The following is an 8,475-nucleotide window of genomic DNA, read 5'->3' on the forward strand; positions in this document are numbered from 1 at the left end:
TTGCCGTGAGCCCGTTCGCGCACCATCGCAGTCAGATCACTCATCCGGATGATTCACCACGTGGGGATGGAACGAAGTGAGCACCGTGCCTGACACCGAGCGCCCGCAGGCCCTGGCCCTGGCCAGGGCGGGGGTGGACCGGGCCGCCGAGCACCGGTTCGACGAGCCCTGGCTGGCCGCGGCCTGGAGCCACCCCACCACCCGGGTGCTGCCGATCGCCGGCGGCGAGGCCTTCGTCGTCGACACCGCGCAGGGCACCGAACTCGTCCTGCTGCCCTCCTTCGAGGCACCGCAGACCGGGGACCGCTACTTCCTCGGCACCGACGAGGACGGCGTCTCCTACTTCGCGCTGGCCGGCGAGAGCCTGCCCGGCCGGCTGGACGGCGACGCCCGCCCGGCCGGACTGCGCGAGGTCGGCGCGCTGCTGTCCGACCGCGACGCCGGCCTGCTGGTGCACGCCGTCGCCCTGGAGCACTGGCACCGGCTGCACAGCTTCTGCTCGCGCTGCGGCCACCCGACCGAGAAGGCCGGCGCCGGGCACGTGCGGCGCTGCACCTCCTGCGCGGCCGAGCACTACCCGCGCACCGACCCGGCGGTGATCATGGTGATCACCGACGAGCAGGACCGCTGCCTGCTCGGCCGCCAGGCGCTGTGGCCGGAGGGCCGCTGGTCCACGCTGGCCGGCTTCGTCGAGCCGGGGGAGTCGATCGAGCAGGCGGTGGCCCGCGAGGTCCACGAGGAGGCGGGGGTTCAGGTCGGCGAGGTCCGCTACGTCGCCAGCCAGCCCTGGCCGTTCCCGTCCAGCCTGATGCTCGGCTTCATGGGCAAGGCCCTGCCCGGCGGCACCGAGATCACCGTGGACGGCGAGGAACTGGCCGAGGCGCGCTGGTTCTCCCGCGAGGAGCTGCGCGCCGGGATGGAGGCCGGCGAGATCCTGCCGCCCTCCGGCATCTCGATCGCCCGCCACCTGGTCGAACTCTGGTTCGGCGAACCACTGCCGTCGGCGGCGCGCTGGTAATCCTGTACGAATTCCCGGGTACCTCCGGGCAGTTCCGTGCAGTTCCGTGCCCATGGGGGCGCGCGGCTTATGCCGCGCGCCCCCGATTTTCTTTCCCAGCCCTTCCCGAACCCGCCACGACCAGCTGTTCGTGGCCGGACGGGCCAGTTCTGCTACCGCCCGAAGCTCCAGGACCCCCACCGTCAACCCGCGCGGACGACATTGCCGGAAACGGCTGAAACAGCGTCACCGCGCTCGCTACATTCACTCGGGTGACAATCCCCCGGGGCACCGCCCAATCCCCCAAATACCAGCGCCTCGCCGCCGACCTGCGCCGCCGGATCGCCGAAGGCGAGTTCACCACCGACGCCGCCCTCCCGGTCGAGAGCGAGCTGGAACGCCAGTACGGCGTCGCCCGCAACACCGTCCGGCTCGCCGTCGACGTCCTGGTCAACGAAGGCCGCCTCGTCCGCCTCCAGGGCAAGGGCACCTACCTGCGCGAACACCCCGTCCTCGACCACCACGCCTACGGCCCCACCCTGCCCCCGGCGCCCCGCGACTGCCTCGCCGCACCCTCCACCGTCTACCTCGGCGAAGCCGCCGAAGCCGGGCGCGAACTCAGCACCGACTTCGAGATGATGATCGTCCGGGCCCGCGTCGACATCGCCGAACGCCTCGGACTGCGCCCCGGCGAGGCCATCGTCGTCCGCCGCCAGCTGCGCCTGCTCGACCGCGAGCCGTACTCCATCGAGGAGAGCCACTACCGGGCCGGCCTCGCCGCCGGCACCCCGCTGATGGAACCCGACCCCGTGGAGGGTGGTGACGAAGCCGTCCTCGCGGCCCTCGGCCGCACCGAGATCGGCGCCGTCGACCACCTCGTCGCCCGGATGCCCGGCCCCGAGGAGGCCCAGTGGTTCCAGGGCGGCCCCGGCGTGCCGCTCATGGTCCAGACCCGGGTCACCTACGACCGGCGCGGCCCCGTCCGGGTCATCGAGACCCGCTACTCGGCCGACCGCAGCCGGCTCGTCTACGGCATCGGCGACCTCGGCGCGCGCACCACGCTGCCCGCCCCCGCCAACCCCGTCGACCCCGCCCGGGCCGACGCGCCGTGAGGCGCGCCGATCCCGGGGGATCTTCCCTGACGCCCGGTCAGGCGGCCAGGGCCTTCTTGACCTGAATCAGGCTCGGGTTCGTCATCACGACCCGCTCGCCGCCGCCCACCGGCTGGACCAGGACCGTCGGCACCGTCTGGTTGCCGTTGTTCACCGACTCCACGAAGGACGCCGACGCCGGGTCCTCCTCGATGTTGATCTCGGTGTAGCCGATGCCTTCACGGTCCAGCTGGCTCTTGAGTCGGTTGCAGTACCCACACCAGGTCGTGCTGTACATCGTCACGCTGCCGGACATCGAGGGGGCTCCTTCGAAAGAGGGGTTCGTACGGTCTCACAGCCGCAACGCCCACCGGGCGGCCGGCATTCCGGCGCCCGTACCGAGGAAATGCGGAGCGATCATCCTGCGATCACACCGGGCCTGTGGACAACCCCGCCCCCGTTGTCCCAGCGGGCTGAGAGGATGGAACGCATGCAGGAAGACCTCTTGAGCGGCAGCCCCTACGACGGCCCCCACGGCTCCCCCTGGGCCGACCCCGGCGCCGCCACGGGCCCCGACGCCGTGCTCGCCGGGCTCGACCCCGAACAGCGCGCCGTCGCCACCGCCCTGCACGGCCCCGTCTGCGTCCTCGCCGGCGCCGGAACCGGCAAGACCCGCGCCATCACCCACCGCATCGCCTACGGCGTGCGCAGCGGCGTCTACCAGCCCGCGCAGGTCCTCGCCGTCACCTTCACCGCCCGCGCCGCCGGCGAGATGCGCGGCCGACTGCGCCAGCTCGGCGCCGACGGCGTCCAGGCCCGCACCTTCCACGCCGCCGCCCTGCGCCAGCTCCAGTACTTCTGGCCCCGCGCCGTCGGCGGCCCGGTGCCCCAGCTGCTCGAACGCAAGGTCCAGCTCGTCGCCGAAGCCGCCGGCCGCTGCGGACTGCGCGTCCAGCGCACCGAACTGCGCGACCTCACCGCCGAGATCGAGTGGGCCAAGGTCACCCAGACCGCCCCCGAGGACTACCCCGCCGCCGTCGCCAAGTCCGGCCGCGAAGCCCCCCGCGACCCCGCCGAGACCGCCCAGGTCTACCGCGTCTACGAGGAGACCAAGACCCGCCGCGGCAACATCGACTTCGAGGACGTCCTGCTCCTCACCGCCGCCATCCTCGAGGACCGCCCCGACATCGCCGACCAGGTCCGCAGCCAGTACCGGCACTTCACCGTCGACGAGTACCAGGACGTCTCCCCGCTCCAGCAGCGCCTGCTCGACCAGTGGACCGGCCCCGGCGGCGGGGCCAGCCTCTGCGTCGTCGGCGACGCCAGCCAGACCATCTACTCCTTCACCGGCGCCACCCCCGACTACCTGCTGAACTTCCGCGGCCGCCACCCCGAGGCCACCGTCGTCAAACTCGTCCGGGACTACCGCTCCACCCCCCAGGTCGTCCACCTCGCCAACGGACTGCTCGCCCAGGCCCGCGGCGAGGCCGCCCGCCACCGCCTCGAACTCGTCTCCCAGCGCGAGTCCGGCCCCGAACCCGTCTACACCGAGTACGAGGACGAACCCACCGAGGCCGAGACCACCGCCCGCCGGATCAAGGACCTCCTCGCCACCGGCGTGCGCGCCAGCGAGATCGCCGTCCTGTTCCGCACCAACGGCCAGTCCGAGGTCTACGAACAGGCCCTCGCCGACCTCGGCGTCCCCTACCAGCTCAAGGGCGCCGAGCGGTTCTTCGAACGCCCCGAGGTCCGTGACGCCGGCGTCCTGCTGCGCGGCGCCGCCCGCGCCGCCGCCGACCCGCTCACCGCCGGCGCCCCCGACCTCGCCGGCCAGGTCCGCGCCGTCCTCGCCAGCCGTGGCTTCACCCCCGAACCGCCCGCCGGCTCCGGCGCCGTCCGCGACCGCTGGGAATCCCTCGCCGCCCTCGTCCGCCTCGCCGAGGAGTTCGAGCGCACCCGCACCGCCGAGGGCCTGGGCACCGACCTCGCCGCCTACGTCGCCGAACTCGACGCCCGCGCCGCCGCCCAGCACGCCCCCGCCGTCGAAGGCGTCACCCTCGCCTCCCTGCACGCCGCCAAGGGCCTCGAATGGGACGCCGTCTTCCTCGTCGGCCTCACCGAGGGCACCCTGCCGATCATCTACGCCAAGACCGACGAACAGATCGAGGAGGAACGCCGCCTCCTCTACGTCGGCGTCACCCGCGCCCGCAAACACCTCAGCCTCTCCTGGGCCCTCTCCCGCTCCCCGGGCGGCCGCGCCTCCCGCAAGCCCAGCCGCTTCATGGACGGGCTGCGCCCCGGCTCCTCCGCCCCGGGCGCACGCACCGGCGCGCGGGGCGGGCGGGGGAGCGTCGAGCCCGGCGAGCGCTCGGCCGCCCGACGGATCCGCGGCCCGGTCAAGTGCCGGGTCTGCGACAAGCCGCTCACCGACGCCGTCGAACGCAAGCTGCGCCGCTGCGAGGACTGCCCGTCCACGATGGACGAGGCGCTGTACGAGCGGCTGCGCGAGTGGCGGGCCCGGCAGGCCAGGAAGCAGGGCGCCCCGGCGTACGTGGTGTTCACCGACGCGACACTGATGGCGATCGCCGAGGACGTGCCCGCCAGCCGCCAGGAACTGGCCCTGATCTCGGGGGTCGGAGCCATGAAGCTGGACAAGTACGGGGCCGCCGTGCTCTCGTTGTGCGCGGGGGAGGAGCCCGAGGAGGATCCGGACGGCGTCGAGGACGACGGTCCGGTCGATCCGGCGTGAGCCGGCACGGGCGCGGTCCAGGGGACTGCTCGGGGGACTTCGCAACCGCTGCGGAACGTCGTGGCGAGCGCTGCGGAACGTCGCGCGGATCGTGCCGTCGACGGCGTCGCGTGAACTCGCGTGAAAAATAGTTTGCGCGGCATACCGGGAGCGCAATAGCCTGCCGGAGCGGTCAAGGGGACGCGGTCGCACGGGGTGACACCTGTGCCGATCCCCCTCGCCCCACAGCTTTACCGAGACAGACATCCGAACATTCGGAGCCAGGGGAACCAGGCTCCGCGAGACGCCGAGAGGAGGCGAAGACAGTGGGAAACATCATGATCACCAAAATGACTGGCCAGACCGTTGTCGCTGCCTCCCTGCGTGCCACCCGTCTGCGGGCGCTCGCCGAGCTCGGTGGAACCGGTCTGGGTCTCGACACCACCGGTGTCTCCGTCGCCTCCGTTGTCAGTGGTCTTGGACACACTGATCTCTGCCTCACGGGCGGCAGGAGTGTCGAAGGCACCGTTGTCGAGACCGGTCTGTCCCGTGACTGGGCGTCGGTCGGCATGTCGCGTCCCGAGCGCGATGAGCGACCGACCCAGGCACCGAAGGCGGCCGTAGCCGCCGCCATGCATGGCGGCTATGCGCAGGTCATCGGTGCCGGAAACGCCCAGAAGCAGAACGAGCAGCAGATCAACCAGGCCACGGCCGCCTTTATCGGCGCCAAGGCCATCCGGATGCGGGCCTTCCGCGGGCCTGAACCCTGGAGAGAGCGAACCTGAGTCAGCCTCAGGTCGGCACCTCCAGGGCCGCGGAACCCGTCACACCGGGATCCGCGGCCCTTCTGTTTTGTCCGGTACGCAAGACCACCCAGGCCCTCCGGGGCCTCCGGCCCAGCACCACCAGTCCACTGGGCCGGAACCACTGAGAAGACGAGGAAGACGCAACAGTGTCCACGGTCATCACGCCCATCCCGTCCGTACCGCCGACAAGCCAGATCACCAAGGCCGACCAGGCCGACCCTCCGGAGGTTCCGTTCATGCAGCTCAACTCGATCGAGCAGGCCGAGGCGCTCGGTCTCCCCATCCCCTGCCGCGCCTTCGACCCCGAGGTCTTCTTCGCCGAGACGCCCGCCGACGTCGAGTACGCGAAGTCCCTCTGCGGCACCTGCCCGGTGAAGGAGGCCTGCCTGGCCGGCGCCCTCGAGCGTCGCGAGCCGTGGGGCGTCTGGGGCGGCGAGCTGTTCGTCCAGGGTGTCGTCGTGGCCCGCAAGCGGCCGCGTGGCCGTCCGCGCAAGACCGAGGTCATGGCGTGAACCCCGCCGACCACGTCAGGGCCGTCCGTCGGGGAGAGCAGCCCCCACTGGACACCGCCCTCCGCCGGTCCGTACGGATCGCCGCCGCCAAGGCCGACTCAGCGGCCAGCACCCGCCCATTCCCGAGCACGCACCACGAGCAGGACCACCACATGACCCCCGCCGCCATCGATCCCACCGTCCGCGCTGAGCAGACCACCGAACTTCAGATCCAGAACAGGACCCTCGAAATGCAACTTCTGCATGAATCCCTGGCCCGTGCCCATATGCAAGACAGGCTCCACGAGGCCGAGGAGCAACGCCTCGTCAGCCGGGTCGTCCGGGCGCGCAAGCTCCGGCAGCGGGCCGAGCGTGCCTCCATGCGGGCGCGCAAGGCGCTCGCCGTCGCGCTGATGTAGGCGCACCGCCGCTGATCCGACTGACCCCCGTCGTGCCGCAGGCCGCCCCCCGTTCGCGGGGAGCGGCCTGCGGCCGTTGTGGTCGGCTGTTGCTGTCGTCTCAGGGGCGGGCGGGCTTGGGGTTCTTCCTGGCCGCTGCCGGGGTGCGCTTCGCGGGCTTGGTGGCCTCGGCCGGCTCGGCCGCCTCGGCCGGCTCGGCCGCCTCGGCCGGCTCGGCCGCCTCGGCCGGCTCGGCCGCCTTGACCGGCTTGGCTGGCTTGACGGGCTTGACGGGCTTCGCGGGCGGTTCGGCGGAGAACTCGGGTAGCCACTCCAGCATCTCGGCGCGGAACGGCGCCTTGGCGCCCAGCTGGCACAGCACCCCGATGGTGCTCAGCGTCACCCGGTGGATCAGCAGGTACGCGGGCGGCAGGTTCAGCTGCTTGCCCAGGTTGTAGGCGGGCGAGCGCGGATCGGCGATCCGGGCCGCCTGGGCGCGCATCCAAGCCCGGGTGAAGTGGAAGCTGTCCACCGCGGCCGGCTCGATGATCGGCAGCAGGTAGTCCAGCACCGCATCCGGGTCCAGCTGGATCGAGGGCTTCACGAAGCCCTCCTCGCGGAGCATCTTCAGCACGCCCGCCGCGTCCCCGGCCAGCGCCATCCGCAGCGAGGCCCCGATCGGCGCGGGCAGCCCGCCAGGCAGCCGGTCCACCGTGCCGAAGTCCAGCACCCCCAGCCGCCAGCCCTCGGCCGGGCCGTCGTCCTTCAGCAGCCGGAAGTTGCCCGGGTGCGGGTCCGCGTGCAGCAGACCGGTCCGGGACGGGCCGGCGAACAGGAACCGGGCCAGCAGCTGCCCGGCCCGGTCACGCTCCTCCTGGGTACCGTTCGTGATCACCTCGGCCAGCGGGGTGCCGCCCATCCACTCGGTGACCAGCACCTGGTCGGCCTGCGCCACCACGACCGGCACCACGATGTCCGGGTCGCCCGCGAACTCCTCGGCGTGCCGCCGCTGGGCCTGGGCCTCCAGCCCGTAGTCCAGCTCTTCCGAGACGCGCTCGCGCAGCTCGGTGATCAGCGGCTTGATGTCCAGCCCGGGGATCAGCGGGCCGAGCAGCCAGGCCACCCGGCTCAGCTGGGAGAGGTCGGCGAGCAGAGCGTCACCCGCGCCCGGGTACTGCACCTTGACCGCGACCTGTCTGCCGTCGTGCCAGACCGCCCGGTGCACCTGGCCGATCGAGGCGGCCGCCGCCGGGCGGTCGTCGAACTCCAGGAACAGCTCGCGCCAGTTGTCCCCGAGCCGCTGGGCGAGCGCGGTGTGCACCTTGGCGGCGGGCATCGGGGGAGCGGCGTCCTGCAGCTTGGTGAGTGCGGCCCGGTACGGCCCGGCGATCTCTTCGGGCAGCGCGGCCTCGAAGACGGACAGCACCTGCCCGAACTTCATGGCCCCGCCCTTGAGTTCACCCAGGACCTTGAACAGCTGGTCGGCGGTGGCCTGCTGGAGCTCGGCCGTCACGACCTCGGCGGAGCGACCGCCGATGCGCCTGCCCAGCCCGAGTGTGGCGCGGCCGGCTATCCCCAGCGGCAGGGCGGCGAGCCGTGCCGTGCGGGTCACTGCCTTGCGCGGAAGATCGCTCACCCGGGCCTCCAATCCCCTGGCCCCCCGACACCGGACGGCCCACCATCACTAGGCCATTGTGCCCGCTTCCCGGACTGCGTCCGCCGGTATTTCACGGGGGCCTGCGGGCGGCGCCTTCCCTTTGCGGGGAGTTGGGCGGCTTGGTCCGGCGGGCTGCTGTCGGCGGGGGTGTTGCCTCGGTGGTCGGGTGCGGTCCGGGGACGGTGCTGTCTTGGTGGCCGGGGGCGGGGGTGGGGGGGGGGCGCCTAAAACAGCCGGCCGGGGGGTGTAGAAGGGGTGCGGGGTGGGGGCGGAGGGTTGGAGGGGGGTACCCCGCAGAGGGAGCGTG

At 72.4% G+C, this 8,475-nt stretch carries 8 protein-coding genes; 6 read left to right on the forward strand and 2 right to left on the reverse strand.

The window, feature by feature from the left end:
• The first annotated feature begins 76 nt into the window (after nucleotides 1–76).
• Nucleotides 77–1,018 (forward strand): NAD(+) diphosphatase, encoded by a 942-nt coding sequence (gene nudC / locus ACIG5E_RS08715; protein WP_396532469.1) that lies wholly within the window; start codon nucleotides 77–79, stop codon nucleotides 1,016–1,018.
• 251 nt (nucleotides 1,019–1,269) lie between these two features.
• Entirely contained in the window at nucleotides 1,270–2,109 is an 840-nt protein-coding gene (locus ACIG5E_RS08720) for a GntR family transcriptional regulator (protein WP_396532471.1), read from the forward strand.
• A 37-nt stretch (nucleotides 2,110–2,146) separates the two neighbouring features.
• On the opposite strand, the gene ACIG5E_RS08725 is transcribed toward ACIG5E_RS08720, so the two are convergent.
• Entirely contained in the window at nucleotides 2,147–2,404 is a 258-nt protein-coding gene (locus ACIG5E_RS08725; RefSeq protein WP_363610921.1) for a mycoredoxin, read from the reverse strand.
• A gap of 264 nt (nucleotides 2,405–2,668) precedes the next feature.
• Between ACIG5E_RS08725 and ACIG5E_RS08730 the strand changes: the two genes are divergently transcribed.
• The 4 genes from ACIG5E_RS08730 (at nucleotide 2,669) to ACIG5E_RS08745 (ending at nucleotide 6,532) form a co-directional block, all read left to right on the forward strand.
• Nucleotides 2,669–4,837 (forward strand): ATP-dependent DNA helicase UvrD2, encoded by a 2,169-nt coding sequence (locus ACIG5E_RS08730; protein WP_396532529.1) that lies wholly within the window; start codon nucleotides 2,669–2,671, stop codon nucleotides 4,835–4,837.
• Nucleotides 4,838–5,142: 305 nt separating this feature from the next.
• Nucleotides 5,143–5,601, forward strand: a complete 459-nt coding sequence (locus ACIG5E_RS08735) for a hypothetical protein (RefSeq protein ID WP_396532472.1) — start codon at nucleotides 5,143–5,145, stop codon at nucleotides 5,599–5,601.
• A 167-nt stretch (nucleotides 5,602–5,768) separates the two neighbouring features.
• Entirely contained in the window at nucleotides 5,769–6,134 is a 366-nt protein-coding gene (locus ACIG5E_RS08740) for a WhiB family transcriptional regulator (RefSeq protein WP_396532474.1), read from the forward strand.
• Nucleotides 6,135–6,286: 152 nt separating this feature from the next.
• The gene (locus tag ACIG5E_RS08745; protein ID WP_094742988.1) at nucleotides 6,287–6,532 is read left to right on the forward strand and encodes a hypothetical protein; all 246 of its coding nucleotides are present in this window, start codon (nucleotides 6,287–6,289) and stop codon (nucleotides 6,530–6,532) included.
• 100 nt (nucleotides 6,533–6,632) lie between these two features.
• Here ACIG5E_RS08745 and ACIG5E_RS08750 read toward each other — a convergent pair whose 3' ends face one another.
• The gene (locus ACIG5E_RS08750; RefSeq protein ID WP_396532475.1) at nucleotides 6,633–8,147 is read right to left on the reverse strand and encodes an ABC1 kinase family protein; all 1,515 of its coding nucleotides are present in this window, start codon (nucleotides 8,145–8,147) and stop codon (nucleotides 6,633–6,635) included.
• Nucleotides 8,148–8,475: the final 328 nt, after the last annotated feature.

Origin of the sequence: Kitasatospora sp. NPDC053057, from assembly GCF_044546945.1 — a bacterium.
In the GTDB taxonomy this organism is placed as follows: Bacteria; Actinomycetota; Actinomycetes; order Streptomycetales; family Streptomycetaceae; genus Kitasatospora.